A 15548-nucleotide genomic window follows, 5' to 3' on the forward strand; every position below is an offset into this window, starting at 1 on the left:
TCATTCGCTCACCCACTGTCGCCTCTACGCCGCTTTCGCTGCGAGCGTTCGCATGCGCGTGAGGTTGTAGGCGGCCTGCGTCAGCAGGAACAACTGCTCGACTCGCTCGCGCCCGCGACACATGACCTGCCGAATCCGGCCAACCGTCTTGCCCCAGCCGAACACCTGTTCGATACATTTGCGTTTGCGCTGACTGACCGCATAACCAGCCCAGCGAGTGGTGCGACCGTCGATGGCCGAACCACCTGCGCGCGCGTCGTTTTGTGCAACATGTGGCGTCACACGATTGGTTCGGCACGTGGCGACGAATCCCGCTGTGTCGTAATTTTTGTCGGCACCCACCGTAATCGGCCTATCGGCAAGGCGCGCCGCATCGGCGAGCATGTCGGCTGCTGCGTCGCGTTCGGCCGTACCGTTGGCCTGCGTCACCTGCGCGTTGACCACCAGTCCGTGCCGGTTGTCCGTAAGCACGTGCCCCATATAGCAAAGTATCGCGCCGGTGTTGCGACTCTTGCGGAACAGCTTCGCCTGACTGTCGCTGCTCGATTCATGCGTCTCGTTGCTGCGCTTCTCGCCGTGCCAATCCTCGCGCTGCCGAGCACCGCCCTGGTGCGGCGTATCGTCGTCGGATTTGTTCTTGCGCACGAAGCTTTTATGGCCCGCCCACGCCTGAATCAGTGTGCCGTCGACGCTGAAGTGCTCGCCCGAGAGATGACCGCGTGCATGCGCCGTCTCCACCGTCTCGTTAAACAAGCCCACAATGACATCGTGCACGAGCAGTCGGTCGCGGTTCTTGCTGAACGTCGAGTGGTCCCACACCGCATCGTCCATCGCCAAGCCGACAAACCAACGAAACAGCATGTTGTAGGAGATTTGTTCCATCAGCATGCGCTCGCTGCGAATCGAATACAGCACTTGCAGCAACAACGCGCGAATCAGCTTCTCGGGCGCGATGCTTGGCCTTCCGCCTTTCGCGTCGCTCTCGTACATGCGCGCGAACACGCCATCCATGCGCTTGAGAGCGTCGTTCAACCAGAGGCGAATCGGTCGCAGCGGGTGATTGGCCGGCACGAAGTCATCGAGCTTTGCCATCGTGAACATCGTCTCGGTGTAGCCGTCCGCTCCGCGCATCGCTTCGCTCTCAGTGTTGTTCGATTCCTTCGTTCAACGTTTACCCCTCCCGCTCGGATGACGTCTGCGGGAGGTATTTCAACAGCCTGCTAATGTTGTCGGTGATGGGAGCTTTTGCGGAATTTGAGCGAGCGCTGATTAAGGAGCGGCAACGCGAGGGTATTGCTCTAGCTAAAAAACGAGGGGTTTACCGCGGTCGTAAAAAGGCATTATCGGACGAACAAGTTGCGGAATTGCGGCGGCAAGTTGATGAAGGTAAGTCAAAAGCCGCCTTGGCTCGTCAATTTTGCATTAGCCGTGAAACTCTTTACCAATACCTTCGAGCAAACGCATGAATTTATTCGCAGGTGATGCAAAGCTAACGTCAGTTGCTGCCTGTCCGCGATCCGTGCTGTCGGTATAAGTCCGATTTTCTTTGGCTATAAAATAGAAATGGCTGATATAAGGTCTATATCAGCCAAATGTATTTTCAAGCTAGATAATTTTCTTCTCTTCTAATTGACGAATATCAGCTTCGGTATAGCCACCAATATTAGAAAGAATCGTATGGGTTTGCTGACCAAGGGTTGGTGGGGCCTTGGTGTACTCAATAGGAGTCTTCGACAATTTAATCGGGTTAGCAACAGAAGGGGTGGTTCCGGCAACTGGGTGGGGGAGATCTATCCGCATGCCACGATGACGGACCTGCTGATGCTCAAATACCTGTGCGATATTGTTGATCGGCCCGCAAGGAACACCCTCGGGTTCAATTAGCGTTATCCATTCTGCAACCGTACGTGTAGACATGATGCTCTGAAGCATAGGGATTAATACATCGCGATTACGAATTCGATTTGCATTGGTGGCATAGCGCTCATCAATGGCCAATTCCGAGCAATTCATCACTTCACATAACTTGGCGAACTGACTGTCATTGCCGGCAGCAATGATCAACTCACCATCCGCGGCATCAAAAACTTGATACGGCACAATGTTGGCATGAGCATTGCCCTGGCGATGCGGAATTTTCCCCGAGCAAAGGTAGTTCATATTCATATTGGCCATTGTTGCGACTTGGACGTCAAGCAACGCCATATCGACATACTGACCCTCTCCAGAAATATTCCTATGAGCTAATGCCCCGAGAATTCCAATCGTGGCGTAAAGACCGGTCATGATATCTGCCACAGCGACCCCCACCTTCTGTGGCCCTCCTCCAGGCAGGTCATCACGCTCACCAGTAATGCTCATCAGACCGCCAATACCCTGGATAATGAAGTCATAGCCAGGCAAATGGGCCATCGGACCTGTTTGGCCAAAACCGGTGATTGAGCAATAGATTAGGCCAGGGTTAATTTGCTTTAGGTCGTCGTAAGACAAGCCATATCGCGCCATATCTCCGACCTTGTAGTTTTCGATAAATACATCACTCTCTTTAACTAGGCGACGTATAACCTCTTGCCCTTCGGGCTTGGATATATTGACGGTTACAGATTGTTTTCCACGATTGGCTGCTAGGTAATAGGCAGCTTCCTTGGTGTCATTGCCGTCTTGATCTTTAAGATACGGGGGGCCCCAGCCACGGGTATCATCACCGCTACCTGGACGTTCAATCTTGATAACTTCTGCCCCCATATCTGCAAGCGTCTGACTGGCCCAGGGGCCAGCTAGAACGCGCGATAGGTCGAGAACGCGAATATGGGATAGTGCTCCGGGCATAATATTCCTTTGGTTACAAGCGTTCGATAACTACGGCAAGGCCTTGGCCAACGCCAATGCACAGGCTGAGGACCGCGTAGCGGCCATTGCGGCGTTCGAGTTCGCGGGCTGCTGTCAGGGCCAAGCGGGCGCCGGAAGCACCGAGCGGGTGTCCGATGGCGATTGCACCACCATTGGGATTTACCCGTGGATCATCGAACGCAATATTCATCAATTTAAGGCAACCGAGAACCTGTGCCGAAAATGCTTCATTAATCTCAATGATGTCCATGTCCTTTAGAGTCAAACCAGCACGGGCAAGCGCCTTGGGAATAGCATAGGCAGGGCCAATGCCCATGATGCGTGGTTCCACACCAGCAGCCGCACCCGCAAGGATGCGTGCCATTGGTTTTATGCCAGCCTTCTCGCCAACGCTCTTGTTACCAATGAACATAGCGACAGCACCGTCATTAACGCCGGATGCATTACCGGCTGTAGTGACGCCACCTTCGAACAGGGCTTTCAAATTGCTCAGGGACTCAAAGGTGCTCTCCGGGCGAGGATGTTCGTCCGCAGTAACGATACGCGGAGGAGTCTTTCTGCCCGTTGATACTTCTACCGGCATGATTTCGCCACTGAAAAAACCACTCCTTTGTGCAGCGGCAAATTTGGCCTGCGACGCTGCGGCAAAGCGATCGCTGTCTTCCCGAGTGAAGCCCAAGTCGCTGGCAACGTTATCGGCCGTTTCAGGCATGGTGTGATTGCCGTACTGTTTGGTTATCGCTGGATTGGGGAAGCGGGCACCAATAGCTGAGTCAAAAACTTTAAAGTCGCGGCTAAAAGCGCTTTCGCTCTTCGCAACCACGAAGGGAGCACGGCTCATGCTTTCGACCCCGCCAGCAATGTAGAGCTCGCCTTCGCCGCAAGTAACAGCTCGAGCGCTATCTAGGACGGCAGCGAGACCGCTCGAACATAAGCGATTAACTGTCTGTCCCGGAATGCTTGCTGGCAGACCAGACAGCAGCGCAGCATGGCGAGCGATATTTCGACTGTCTTCACCGGCTTGGCAAGCACAGCCGAGAACGATGTCTTCGATTTGCTCAGGTGAAAAAGGCGAATCATTAACGAGTTGTCGAATGACCGCAGCAACCAGATCGTCCGGACGAATCGGGGCAAGTGCGCCGGCCTGGCGGCCAAAGGGTGTGCGTAATCCAGCGTAGAGATAAGCGTCAAGCATGATTTTATCCAGATGTAATGTCACGAATTGGGAGTCAACAAAGAAAGGCCGAGGATTGCGCGGCGCTTCAGCCAAGGACTGGGCCGGTAGCGCGGATCACGATAAAACTCGAAGAGGCCGTCCAGAATTTTCAAGATGGTTGCGGCGCCAAAGCGATCCCCCATTGAAAGAGGCCCTTGTGGATAACCGAGTCCGAGGGTCACTGCTCTGTCGATATCCCCCGGAGTGGCGATGCCTTGCTGCGCGATATCGCAACCGATGTTGACGATTGCGGCTAGGACGCGCTGAGATACAAAACCAGGGCTGTCTTGAATTACGGCAACTGGCACGTTGTCGCCTGCAAGCAATGCATGTGCAGCATCTCGGTAAGCCGGTGCCGTCACTGGACAGGTCATCAAGGTGCGGCAACCGTCCAGGAATAGAGGGTCAAGGCCGACACAGCGCGTTGGGTCAAGACCTAAAGCCGTGGCGCTCGTGCTGATATCGTCACCAATTGGTAGTAACAAGCAAATCGAACCTTCGCTTGGTCGCTCGCCTGTATCAAGTGGTGCTCCAACAGTTCGAAGAAGCTGGACTACTGCAGGGAATGCTTCCGCATCCGGGGGGTTCAACCAGACCGGCCGATCTTGGCGTTGTGGTACGGGAGGTACCGGCATCTCCTGCTTTTGACCATTATCGTAGCGGTAGAAGCCTCGCTGAGTTTTTCGACCAAGAAGCCCTGCGGCCTGCCTCTGTCGGGCGATCGGTGAGGGTCGAAAACGGGGCTCCTGATAATACTGATCGTAAATCGACTCCATCACTGGCTGTGATACATCTAGCCCTGTTAGATCAAGCAATTCAAATGGTCCCATTCGGAAACCGGCACCAAGTCGCAGGATGCGGTCGATTTCTGGATAGGGGGCAATGGTTTCTCCAAGTAGTCGAAGAGACTCCGTCAAATAACCGCGACCTGCATGGTTAACGATAAAGCCGGGGGTGTCGCTGGCACGCACCGGGGTATGCCCCATGCGCTGGGCAATTTCAACCAATGTGGTTGCAGCCTCATCATCTGTAAGCGGTCCTGCGATCACTTCTACGATCTTCATAAGCGGCACTGGACTGAAGAAGTGAAATCCAGCAACCCTACCCGGGTGTTTGCAGTTGGATGCGATTGCAGTGATGGATAGCGAGGATGTATTCGTTGCCAGAATGCATTTGTCGCTTACGACCGTTTCCAATTGTTGAAACAGCTCTCGCTTGGCGTCCAGTTTTTCAACGATGGCTTCTACAACAACGCTACATTCCGCTAGATCTGTCAGCGAACTAGCCACACTCAGGCGCGCAACGCTCTCGACAACTGCATCTGTCGTCATTTTTCCCTTGGCGGCCAATGACTCAAAGATGGAAATAATTGCATCCTTTGCCTCCAGGGCCGCGTTTTCTCGGCTATCGTGGAGAATGACTTGAATCCCCCCTTGAGCTGCAATTTGCGCGATCCCTCGACCCATTAGACCGGTACCTACGACACCGAGCACGAAAGGTGTTTGAATATCAATAGTCATCATTAACGTCCTGTAAAAGATGGCTTGCGTTTTTCAAAAAAGGCGGCCATGCCTTCTTTTTGATCTTGGCTAGCGAAAAGCAAATGAAATGCCTTGCGCTCGAGGGTCAGTGCTGCATCGAGAGAAGCGTCTTGGCCGGCAAGCAAAACTTCCTTGATTTGGGTGGCCGCTAAGGGAGGCATTGCTGCAATCTCCTGTGCCAACTCTAGCGCTCGCTCTTGGACCTTTTCATCGTCAACCACCTCACTGGCCAGGCCCATTGCAAAGGCATCTTCCCCATTAATTACTTGCCCAGTGAGCAGCATTTTCATAGCCTGAAACTTGCCAATCGCTCGGGTCAGTCTTTGAGTGCCACCTGCGCCCGGCATGATCCCGACCTTAATCTCGGGTTGGCCGAATGATGCTGTGCGTCCAGCAACAATGATGTCTGCATGCATGGCGAGCTCGCATCCTCCACCTAAGGCATACCCGTTTACAGCAGCAATAATTGGCTTGGGGCAGTCCCTAATTGATTGCCAAAGACGATGGACTTGGCGCAAGTGCATATCAATTGGCGAACATTCACTAATTTCACTGAGATCTGCCCCTGCGGCGAATACTTTCGCACCCCCGGTCAAGACGATGCACCGGATGCTTGGATTGCGACCTAGTATTTCAAATTGCTCAGCAAGCAGTCGACGAACGTTCTGATTGAGGGCATTCCTGACTGCTGCGCGGTTAAGGGTAACAAGAGCAATACTATTGGCAACTTCAGAGACAATCAGGTCATCATTATTGGTTTGCATAGCTGTCAAGTCCCGGCTGGTTGTAAACCCGTTTCACGAACAAATCCGGTTTTTTTGCCTGCCATTTTTTGAGCGCCTGGACGGGTGAGAGGTGATGGAGAGCGCGCTGCGGAATGTGATGGTTGTACGCCTTGACGTAGCTGGTGAGCGTGGCCTCCAACTCGGCGGCCGAGCCGAATCGGGTTTGGTTCACCACCTCGCTGATGCGGCCGTTGAAGCGCTCGACCATGCCGTTGGTCTGCGGGTGCCGGGGCGGGCACAAGCGATGCTCGATGCCCAGCGCCTTGCAGCGTACGTCGAACTTGTGGGCTCCCGATGGCTCGCGCTTTTTGCTGGTGAAACGGTCGGTGAATTGGCTGCCGTTGTCGGTGAGCAGTTTGGTGATCTTCATCGGCGCCGCCTCGCGCAGTCGCTCCAGAAAATTCACGCTGCTGGCTTCGCTCTGGTCGGCATAGATGTGCATGAACACCCAGCGCGTGGCCCGGTCGATGGCGACGAACAGGTAACGCCGCTCGGTCTCATCTGGCATCTGCGGCAAGTACTTGATGTCCATGTGCAAAAAGCCCGGCTCGTAGTCCTTGAAGGTCTTGCTGCGCGGCGCCTCGGCCTCTCCCTCAGCCTGGCTCGCTTGGCGCTGAAGCTCGCGCAGATTGGCCACGCCATGACGACGCAGGCAGCGATCCAATCCCGAGCGCGTTGCCCTCGGGTTGACGAACTCACGGACCACCGCCACCAGGTCATCCAGCGGCAGCAGCAATGTGCAGCGCAACTCCACCGCAATCGCCTCCTGTGCGGGCGTCAATGTCGTGCTGAGCTTGTGCGGGCGATGCGACAAGTCTTCTGGCGTCTCGCGCCCCTTCCACTTGGCCGCTGTGGCTCGGCTGATGTTGTACCGAGTCGCCAACTGATTCAGCGGCGCCGTCGAGTCCCGGATCTCTGTCCTCGTGCGCGGTGTGGTGCGGGCTCTGGCGTGGACTTCACTCACAATATTCGCTCCCCTTTGAAGGACTCCACCACGCCGCGCATCACGTCCCTTGCTCTGTACAGCGGCCAGCTTCGAATGGGTACATGATCACACGGGACGCGACACATAGCGAAACACTGTTCCATTTGTGTTGTGTTGCGCTCACAGTAAACCAAGACAATTGGCTTGTAAAGTTTGAGGACATCATCGGCGTTACGGATTGGTAAATAAATTCCTTTGTATTAGTCAATTTAATCAATGGGTTCGGATTGACGTGCCCCCTGCAGCCATACCAATCAGTTGGAGAGAGGTCCAGGGGTTTGCAGGTTAACTGATCCTGCGTCGGTGGTGGTTGGGTTTGAGTTGCGATGCTTGGCTGCAAATGCAGCCGGTGGGATTCTGCCAATCGTGCCGTGGGGACGCACCTCGTTGTAGTCTTGCCGCCAGATGGCGATGGCTTCACGGGCCTGGGCCAATGATTCGAACCAGTTCTCGTTGAGGCATTCATCCCGGAACTTGCCGTTGAAGCTTTCAATGTAGGCGTTCTGGGTTGGCTTGCCTGGTTGAATCAGGATGTGCTGGATGCCTCGTGCCTGCATCCATGCCATGAAGGCCCTGCATGTGAACTCCGGTCCGTTGTCGGTCCTGATGGCCTCTGGATAGCCCCTGAAGCGTGCAGCTCGCTCAAGGACTCTGGTGACGTACGCGCCAGGCATGGACAGGTCTACTGCGATGTCCACACATTCATGGCTGAAGTCGTCGGCAATGGTCAGGCACTTGATGCGCCTGCCGTTGCTCAATGAATCGCTGACAAAGTCCAGGCTCCATGTTTGATTGACCCGAGTTGCGGCCACCAGCGGCGTGCGCTCGCCTCGGTATCTCTTGCCCTTGTTGCGCTTACGTACGGCCAGGCCTTGCTCGCGGTAAAGCCGAAACACCTTCTTGTGGTTGGTGCCAGGAAACTCGCCCTGCAGCATGTCGTGCACACGGCGATACCCGAAGCGTCGCCGCTCCATGGCCACGGCCTGAATGCGTTCAGCCAGACGCGCCGTTTGCGCATCGGGTTGCGGTGGATGCCGCCAGGCATCTCGGGACAGCCCCACAAGACGACAAGCCCGGCGCTCAGAAATCTGGGTGTGCTCCAGCATCATGGCGATGGCCTTGCGCTTGCCTTGTGGGGCTAGCGCTTTACCCCGAAACCGACCTTGAGCGCCTCCAGGTCAAGGTGCGCTTCAGCCAGTAGCTTCTTGAGCCTGGCATTCTCGACTTCGAGATCCTTCAGGCGCCGAGCCTCATCAGCTTCCATGCCACCGTACTTGGTGCGCCACTTAATGGGATGGACTGCCCCCGAAGGGGTATCGTGCTAATGACTCATCTCGTGTTCGGAGGCCATCATGGCAATCTCTTTTCTCGGAATCGATGTGGCAAAAAATGTGTTCCAACTGCACGGCGTCGACGCGTCTGGGAAAATCATGCTACGACGCCGTGTCGCGCGGTCGCAACTCATGGAAGCTGTTCTGAGGCTCACGCCGTGCACCATCGGCATGGAGGCATGTGGTAGCGCCCACCACTGGGCCAGGGAGTTCGCGAAGCTGGGCCACGCGGTTCGGTTGATCAGTCCGCAGTTCGTCAAACCCTTCGTCAAGGGAAACAAAACCGACAGCAATGATGCAGAGGCCATATGCGAGGCATTACAACGCCCCTCAATGCGATTTGTTCCCGTAAAGTCTGTTGAGCAGCAGGATGTTCAAAGTCTGCATCGTGCTCGCAGTCGCTTGGTCAACAATCGAACTGGCTTGGTAAGCCAAATGAGAGGCATCTTGGCCGAGCGTGGCATCGTGTTTGCTCAGTCAATCACGCGGGCGCGTCGGGAGATTCCAACTATTGTTGCTGACACCGGCAATGCGCTCACACCGCTCGCGCGAGAAATGCTGTCCGATCTTATGGACCAGTTGCGTGAGCTTGACGGTCGAATCTCCGGTTTTGACAAGCGCATTGATGCGGTCTTCAAGGCCAGTGAAACGTGCCAGCGCATCGCGAAGATCGAAGGCGTCGGCCCCAAAACGGCCACCGCCATTGTGGCCGCTGTCTCGGACCCCAAAGACTTCAAAAACGGGCGTCATTTCTCCGCATGGCTGGGCTTGGTGCCTCGCCAGTGCTCAAGCGGCGACAAAACGAGACTCCAGGGAATCAGCAAACGCGGCGATCGACATCTGCGAACACTACTGATTCATGGCGCACGTGCGGTACTTCGAACTGCCCCCACCAAACAGGATAAAAAGCATACCTGGGCTTTGGCGCTTCAACAGCGGCGTGGCGCAAATCGTGCGATCGTCGCAATGGCCAACAAGATGGCTCGTACCATCTGGGCCATACTCGCCTCAGGCCAGCCTTACCGTCCTGCGTAACATTACCTCCACCGACGATGCGTTGATGATTGACAGTGGCACACCGGTCGATCCGGCGAGCAGGGAACCTGATTTTTATGACGGCCCTTGAGGTCTTCCAGTTGTTGAGGCCTGTTCGTGCGGATTTCCAGTTAGGCGCAGGACTTTTCCATGACGCCGGATATATGTACGCAATCGACTCCCGTGCTAATCAAAACATCAACTTGCTATCTAGGGCAGTCCATATATGTAGAAGGTGGGCTCGCTGAACCCGCCTTGGCGGCAGACCTCCTTGACCGGCAGGCCCGACTCGGCCTGCTTCAAGAAACCAATGATCTGCTGCTCGGTAAATCGACTCTTCCTCATGTCCGTCATTCTCCACCCAAGTTCGACGTCTTTGCGCCCCGAATCCGGCTGGAAGTTGTGTCGTAACAGGACCTTAGGCCTCTTTTCGGCGCGAACGCTGTAGTGACACGTTATTTCTTTGAATATACGCATTAGCGTTGTTTCCTGCGATATAGTGGCGACATGTTCGTCAAGCTCACCCGCTCCGGATCGCGCAGCTACGTCAAGCTCGTGGAGGCGTACCGCGATGACCTGGGGGTCTCCCGCCAGCGCGTCGTCGCCACCCTGGGTCGCTTGGAGCAGGTGCGCGCCGGTACGGCCGACGCCCTGGTCCGCGGCCTGCATCGCGTCATCGACGGGCAGGAGCCGCAGGCGCCCTCGGTGCGGTTTGCCCCGGCGCTGGCGGTGGGCGACACCTGGATGCTGCACGCGCTGTGGCACAAGTTGGGCTGGGACGAGGCGTTCCGCCGTGTCCTGCGCAATGCCCACGGTGCCTTCGACGCCGAGCGGCTGCTGCGGGTGATGGTGTTCAACCGCCTGTGCGACGCCACCTCCAAACTCGGCGTGCTGCGCTGGCTCGAAGGTGCGCAAGTGCCTGGCGTCGACAGCGCCTCGGTCACGCACCAGCGGCTGCTGCGCACCATGGACACGCTGGCCGAGCGCAGCGACGCCATGCAGCGCGCCCTGGCGGCGGCGCTGCGGCCGCTGGTCGATCAGGACCTGTCGATCGTGTTCTACGACATGACCACCATCGGCATCGAGGGCCACAGCGAGATGCCCGGCGAGATCCGCCAGTTCGGCCTGTCCAAGGACGGCGGCATCCGCCGCCAGATCATGCTCGGCGTCGTGCAGACGGCCGAGGGACTGCCCATCGCGCACCGCGTCTGGGAGGGCAATACGGCCGAGGCGCCGACGCTGCACGCGGTGGTCGACGAGATCCTGGCCCTGTACCCGGTCAAGCGCGTCGTGCTGGTGGCCGACCGCGGGCTGCTCAGCCTGGACAACCTGGAGTGGCTGCAGACGGTGCGCATCGGCAAGACGCCCCAGCCCCTGGAGTTCATCCTGGCCGTGCCCGGGCGCCGCTACGGCGAGTTCACCGAGATTCTGGGCGCCGTGCACGCCCAGCACTGCGCAAACGCCAAGGCCGAGGTCATCGGCGAGACGGCCTGGCAGGGGCTGCGCCTGATCTGGGCGCACGCCCCGGAGGTGGCCACGCAGCAAAGCGCCGCGCGGCGCCAGACCATCGACGAGCTGACCCAACAGGCCGAGCAACGCGCCGGCAAGCTCGATGCGCAAGACGGCGGATCGACCTTCAAGGGTCGGCGCCTGAGCGACTCGGGCGCCAAGGCCTGGCTGTTTCGCGCCGTCAGCGACGCGCACCTGGGCTCGATCGTCAAGGTCGATCTGCAGTCGGACCTCTTCACCTACGTCATCGACGAGGCCGCTCTGACGCGGGCCGAACTGAACGATGGCAAGCTGCTGCTGGTGACGAACACCACCGATCTCGACCCCCCCGAGGTGATCGCGCGCTACAAGAGTCTGGCCGACATCGAACGGGGATTCCGGGTGCTCAAGTCCGAGATCGAGATCGCCCCGGTGTTCCACCGCCTGCCCGAGCGCATTCGGGCCCACGCCCTGATCTGTTTCATGGCTCTGGTGCTGTACCGCGTGCTGCGCATGCAGCTCAAGGCCGCCGACAGCCCCTATTCCCCGGAACGCGCCCTCGAGATCGTTCGCCACATCCAGCTCCACCAGGTTCGCATCGCCGGCCAGGGCGCCGCCAGCGGCCTGACCGACCTCACCCCCGAGCAGCTCGCCTTGTTCGACCAACTTCAACTCGACGCCCCCACCAAAGAGCCCTTCGACATCGCCCTGTAGTGCCAATTTCGATTGCGGAAATGCAATCGGATCAATGGCTTACGCAAAAATATGTCGAACTTGGGTCTCCAGGTTGACGGACCTCACTTCCATTCAGGTGGTACGGCTATGAGGGAGCACGTCAGGATGCCTCTTCCAATATCTCGCGCTTTGCCTTATTGTTTCGCTGTGCGAACCACTGCTTCAAATTTGTTGACACGGAGAAAATAGCTATGACAGCATTCGTCAAATCACAAAGCCCGGCTCAATCTGATACCGGTAACAAGGAGACAAGCGTGGCCGTCGGTCATGAAAGCAACGACATCGAACGTTTCGACGATGATCTTCAAGAGAAAGATCGGCAGTTCGTCACGGCACTGGCCCGCGGGCTGGAGTTGTTGCGTTGCTTTAGCCCCGGTGAGCGCCATCTTGGCGTGACTGAACTGGCGCGTAGAACTGGAATTCCCAAACCTAGTGTTTCCCGTCTTGCGGGCACGCTGGCCAAACTTGGGTATCTCAACTTTTCCGAATCACTTGGGAAGTACAGCCTTGGTTCAGGGGTGCTGTCTCTCGGTTATGCCATGTTGTCCAACATGGACATACGACAGATAGCCAAGCCATACATGCAAGAACTGGCCGAGTATTCCAGAGCATCAGTCTCAATCGGTATTCGTGATCGTTTGAGTATGGTCTATGTCGAGACGATTCGTAGCTCTGCCCCTATTGCTCTGCAGCGCGGCATTGGGGCTCGCTTGGCATTGGCCACCACATCTATGGGGCGCGCCTATTTGGCGGCTCTTCCTGACTCAGAGCGCAACTTCCTGTTGGATCAAATTCGATTGCGCGATGAGCAAGCCTGGCCTCGAGTTAAAGCGGGTATCGATCAAGCCCTTCGTGATTACGCTGAACATGGCTTTTGTCTTTCTCTCGGCGACTGGGATCACGAAATTGTCGGAGTCGGTGTGCCATTCCAGGGAACTGACGGCTCGCTAATGGCATTCAACTGCGGTGGACCAGCATTCATTCTTTCCCGTGAAAAGCTCGAAAACGACATCGGGCCGAAGTTAGTAAACCTTGTAAACCGTGTCGGCAGCATGATGGGCCGATCTTGATACTTTTGGAGAAACAATGATCCGCGACCAGGAAACACTAAACTTACTTCTGGATACTTTGTCCAGATTCGTCCGTGAACGCCTTATTCCGGTTGAAAACAGCGTTGCCGAAACAGATGAAATCCCGGCGGATGTCGTGGATGAAATGCGCCAGTTGGGGCTTTTTGGTCTGTGCATACCTGAGGAATACGGCGGTCTCGGGCTGACTATGGAGGAAGAGGTTTTAGTCGCTTTCGAAATAGCTAAAACCTCCCCGGCATTCCGGTCGCTGATTGGCACTAACAATGGTATTGGTTCTCAAGGTCTCATCGTTGATGGGACTCCTGAACAGAAAAACTATTACCTACCGAAACTCGCTTCAGGTGAGTTGATTGCTTCATTTGCGCTGACGGAGCCGGGTTCTGGCTCTGACGCTGCTTCGCTACGGACTTCCGCAGTCCGCGATGGTGATTACTACGTTCTAAATGGAACTAAGCGATTCATAACCAATGCTCCGGAGGCAGGCGTTTTTACGGTCATGGCCCGTACGAATCCTGAAATCAAGGGCGCCGGTGGCATTTCCGCCTTCATTGTAGAGAAGGGAACGCCTGGACTGTCTCTAGGTAAGCGAGATCACAAAATGGGTCAGAAAGGCGCCCATACCTGCGATGTTATGTTTGACAACTGCCGGGTACCGGCCGCCAACATCATCGGCGGTAAGGAAGGCGTAGGCTTCAAAACCGCAATGAAAGTATTAGACAAAGGACGTCTCCATATTTCGGCTATTTGCGTCGGGGCTGCCGAGCGGATGCTAGAAGATGCATTGCGATATGCCTGTGAGCGGCAACAGTTTGGAAAGCCAATTGCCGAATTCCAGCTGATTCAAGCAATGTTGGCAGATAGCAAGGCTGAAATCTATGCAGCTCGGTCAATGATTATCGATGCCGCACGCCGTCGTGACAATAAGGAAGACATTTCGACCGAAGCTTCTTGCTGCAAGCTTTTTGCATCCGAAATGTGTGGTCGGGTTGCAGACCGCGCAGTGCAGATCCATGGCGGTGCCGGCTATGTCTCGGACTATGCCATTGAACGGTTCTATCGTGATGTTCGTTTGTTCCGCATATACGAGGGAACAACCCAGATTCAGCAAATTGTGATTGCTCGAAACATGATTCGAGACATTCAAGTTTAAGCAACTCAATAGTTGCCACAAGGGAAGTAATTCCCAATTTCCATCCAAGGAGGTGCCATGAGCATTACTGCTAACGGGGACGTCATTGCCCAAAAAAATGACAAAATATGGATTGCGGTATTTATTTTTTCTTTCCTCGGACTGATGGTCGATGGCGCTGACCTAATGTTCCTGTCCTACAGTCTATCGAGTCTTAAAAAAGATTTTGGACTGACGAATGTTGAAGCCGGCATGTTGGGAAGCATTACCCTGGCAGGCATGGCAATCGGCGGCATTTTTGGTGGCTGGGCCGCAGATCGGTTCGGTCGAGTACGCACCGTAGTCTGGACGATCCTTGTTTTCTCCGTCGGAACTGCTGCGCTAGGTGCTACGACAAATTTCTGGGAATTCGCAACATTTCGTTTCATCTCCGGTCTTGGCCTTGGTGCTGAATATGTAGTTTGCAACACATTGATGGCCGAGTATGTCCCCACAGAAAAGCGGACAACGGTACTTGGGACCCTGCAAGCTGGTTGGTCTGTTGGGTATGTCGTAGCCACCCTTTTGGCTGGTTGGATATTGCCAACCTATGGTTGGCGCTGGCTGTTTTACATCGCGATTATTCCGGTTCTTATGGCCTTGGTGATGCGGCGTATTGTTCCTGAGCCCGCGACCTGGGTTGCTGCTCGAGCAAAAGCAGCTGCAGATAAAGCGGCAGGAGTTGTAGTTTCCGTAAAAAAGGAAAGCGCCTACAAAATTATCTTTGGTGATCCCAACCACCGTCGCATGTTCATTCTGTGGGCATTGACAGCCGGATTCCTGCAGTTTGGCTATTACGGTGTTAACAATTGGATGCCGTCGTACTTGGAAAAAGAACTACACATGAATTTCAAGTCAATGACAGGCTACATGGTTGGCACCTACGTCGCCATGATCCTTGGCAAAGTGATTGCTGGATGGTTGGCTGACAAATTTGGACGGCGAGCGATATTCGCGTTGGGGGCAATTGGTACTGCAGCCTTTCTCCCAGTAATCGTCATGTACAACTCGCCAGAAAACATCGTTTATTTGCTGGTGATCTTTGGATTCCTCTATGGTGTTCCGTACGGTGTAAATGCAACCTACATGACGGAAAGTTTCGAAACCAAGATTCGCGGATCTGCAGTTGGAGGTGCTTATAACGTAGGTCGCATCGGTGCTGCGATTGCCCCAGCGGCAATTGGTTATCTGGCTACTGAGGGATCGATCGGCCTTGGATTTTTGGTTATGGCAGGCGCGTACTTCGTTTGTGGCTTGATCCCCGCATTGTTCATCAAAGAAAAACTGTACGACCCGCTCAAGTAATGAAATGGACTCTCCCTC

Annotated in this window: 11 protein-coding genes and 3 pseudogenes; 6 read left to right on the top strand and 8 right to left on the bottom strand. The window is 55.5% G+C overall.

Going from position 1 to position 15548, the window contains the following annotated elements; all coding sequences use genetic code 11:
* Positions 1–24 precede the first annotated feature (24 nt).
* Entirely contained in the window at positions 25–1131 is a 1107-nt protein-coding gene (locus OYT13_RS10895) for an IS5 family transposase (protein WP_268567712.1), read from the bottom strand.
* Positions 1132–1220: 89 nt separating this feature from the next.
* On the opposite strand from OYT13_RS10895, the pseudogene OYT13_RS10900 reads away from it, so the two are divergent.
* Positions 1221–1466: pseudogene (locus OYT13_RS10900) on the top strand (helix-turn-helix domain-containing protein); the annotation flags it as partial.
* Positions 1467–1605: 139 nt separating this feature from the next.
* Here OYT13_RS10900 and OYT13_RS10905 read toward each other — a convergent pair.
* From OYT13_RS10905 to OYT13_RS10930, 6 genes and pseudogenes are all read right to left on the bottom strand, one after another.
* A complete protein-coding gene (locus OYT13_RS10905; RefSeq protein WP_268567713.1) occupies positions 1606–2829 on the bottom strand; it encodes a CaiB/BaiF CoA transferase family protein in 1224 nt (407 codons plus the stop codon).
* A gap of 13 nt (positions 2830–2842) precedes the next feature.
* Positions 2843–4045, bottom strand: coding sequence for a 3-oxoadipyl-CoA thiolase (locus tag OYT13_RS10910; RefSeq protein WP_268567714.1), 1203 nt, complete (start codon positions 4043–4045; stop codon positions 2843–2845).
* Positions 4046–4065: 20 nt separating this feature from the next.
* Entirely contained in the window at positions 4066–5586 is a 1521-nt protein-coding gene (locus OYT13_RS10915; protein ID WP_268567715.1) for a 3-hydroxyacyl-CoA dehydrogenase, read from the bottom strand.
* Positions 5587–5588: 2 nt separating this feature from the next.
* Complete coding sequence (locus OYT13_RS10920) at positions 5589–6371, bottom strand: enoyl-CoA hydratase (protein ID WP_268567716.1); 783 nt, start codon at positions 6369–6371, stop codon at positions 5589–5591.
* Entirely contained in the window at positions 6358–7359 is a 1002-nt protein-coding gene (locus OYT13_RS10925; RefSeq protein ID WP_268567873.1) for an IS481 family transposase, read from the bottom strand. The genes OYT13_RS10920 and OYT13_RS10925 overlap by 14 nt, the downstream gene beginning before the upstream one ends.
* Before the next feature lie 272 nt (positions 7360–7631).
* Positions 7632–8662: pseudogene (locus OYT13_RS10930) on the bottom strand (IS3 family transposase); the annotation flags it as partial.
* A 67-nt stretch (positions 8663–8729) separates the two neighbouring features.
* Between OYT13_RS10930 and OYT13_RS10935 the strand changes: the two are divergent.
* Positions 8730–9743 carry an IS110 family transposase gene (locus OYT13_RS10935; RefSeq protein WP_268566701.1) on the top strand — a complete coding sequence of 338 codons (1014 nt, stop codon included), beginning with the start codon at positions 8730–8732 and terminating at the stop codon, positions 9741–9743.
* A gap of 222 nt (positions 9744–9965) precedes the next feature.
* On the opposite strand, the pseudogene OYT13_RS10940 reads toward OYT13_RS10935, so the two are convergent.
* Positions 9966–10088: pseudogene (locus OYT13_RS10940) on the bottom strand (transposase); the annotation flags it as partial.
* Positions 10089–10250: 162 nt separating this feature from the next.
* Here OYT13_RS10940 and OYT13_RS10945 point away from each other — a divergent pair.
* The 4 genes from OYT13_RS10945 to OYT13_RS10960 all read left to right on the top strand — a co-directional run bounded on the left by OYT13_RS10945 (position 10251) and on the right by OYT13_RS10960 (position 15530).
* Positions 10251–11945, top strand: a complete 1695-nt coding sequence (locus OYT13_RS10945) for an IS1634 family transposase (protein ID WP_268567717.1) — start codon at positions 10251–10253, stop codon at positions 11943–11945.
* 212 nt (positions 11946–12157) lie between these two features.
* The gene (locus tag OYT13_RS10950) at positions 12158–13036 is read left to right on the top strand and encodes an IclR family transcriptional regulator (protein ID WP_268567718.1); all 879 of its coding nucleotides are present in this window, start codon (positions 12158–12160) and stop codon (positions 13034–13036) included.
* A gap of 16 nt (positions 13037–13052) precedes the next feature.
* Entirely contained in the window at positions 13053–14207 is a 1155-nt protein-coding gene (locus OYT13_RS10955; protein ID WP_268567719.1) for an acyl-CoA dehydrogenase family protein, read from the top strand.
* Between the two features lie 57 nt (positions 14208–14264).
* The gene (locus OYT13_RS10960; protein ID WP_268567720.1) at positions 14265–15530 is read left to right on the top strand and encodes an MFS transporter; all 1266 of its coding nucleotides are present in this window, start codon (positions 14265–14267) and stop codon (positions 15528–15530) included.
* Positions 15531–15548 lie beyond the last annotated feature (18 nt).

The organism is Pandoraea sp. XJJ-1, from assembly GCF_026802345.1.
GTDB lineage: Bacteria > Pseudomonadota > Gammaproteobacteria > Burkholderiales > Burkholderiaceae > Pandoraea > Pandoraea cepalis.

What these genes read in the sequence shown, in the direction of transcription:
- OYT13_RS10895 (WP_268567712.1), bottom strand. Translation starts at nt 1,131, where the DNA reads ATGCGCGGAGCGGACGGCTACACCGAGACGATGTTCACGATGGCAAAG.
- OYT13_RS10905 (WP_268567713.1), bottom strand. Translation starts at nt 2,829, where the DNA reads ATGCCCGGAGCACTATCCCATATTCGCGTTCTCGACCTATCGCGCGTT.
- OYT13_RS10910 (WP_268567714.1), bottom strand. Translation starts at nt 4,045, where the DNA reads ATGCTTGACGCTTATCTCTACGCTGGATTACGCACACCCTTTGGCCGC.
- OYT13_RS10915 (WP_268567715.1), bottom strand. Translation starts at nt 5,586, where the DNA reads ATGACTATTGATATTCAAACACCTTTCGTGCTCGGTGTCGTAGGTACC.
- OYT13_RS10920 (WP_268567716.1), bottom strand. Translation starts at nt 6,371, where the DNA reads ATGCAAACCAATAATGATGACCTGATTGTCTCTGAAGTTGCCAATAGT.
- OYT13_RS10935 (WP_268566701.1), top strand. Translation starts at nt 8,730, where the DNA reads ATGGCAATCTCTTTTCTCGGAATCGATGTGGCAAAAAATGTGTTCCAA.
- OYT13_RS10945 (WP_268567717.1), top strand. Translation starts at nt 10,251, where the DNA reads ATGTTCGTCAAGCTCACCCGCTCCGGATCGCGCAGCTACGTCAAGCTC.
- OYT13_RS10950 (WP_268567718.1), top strand. Translation starts at nt 12,158, where the DNA reads ATGACAGCATTCGTCAAATCACAAAGCCCGGCTCAATCTGATACCGGT.
- OYT13_RS10955 (WP_268567719.1), top strand. Translation starts at nt 13,053, where the DNA reads ATGATCCGCGACCAGGAAACACTAAACTTACTTCTGGATACTTTGTCC.
- OYT13_RS10960 (WP_268567720.1), top strand. Translation starts at nt 14,265, where the DNA reads ATGAGCATTACTGCTAACGGGGACGTCATTGCCCAAAAAAATGACAAA.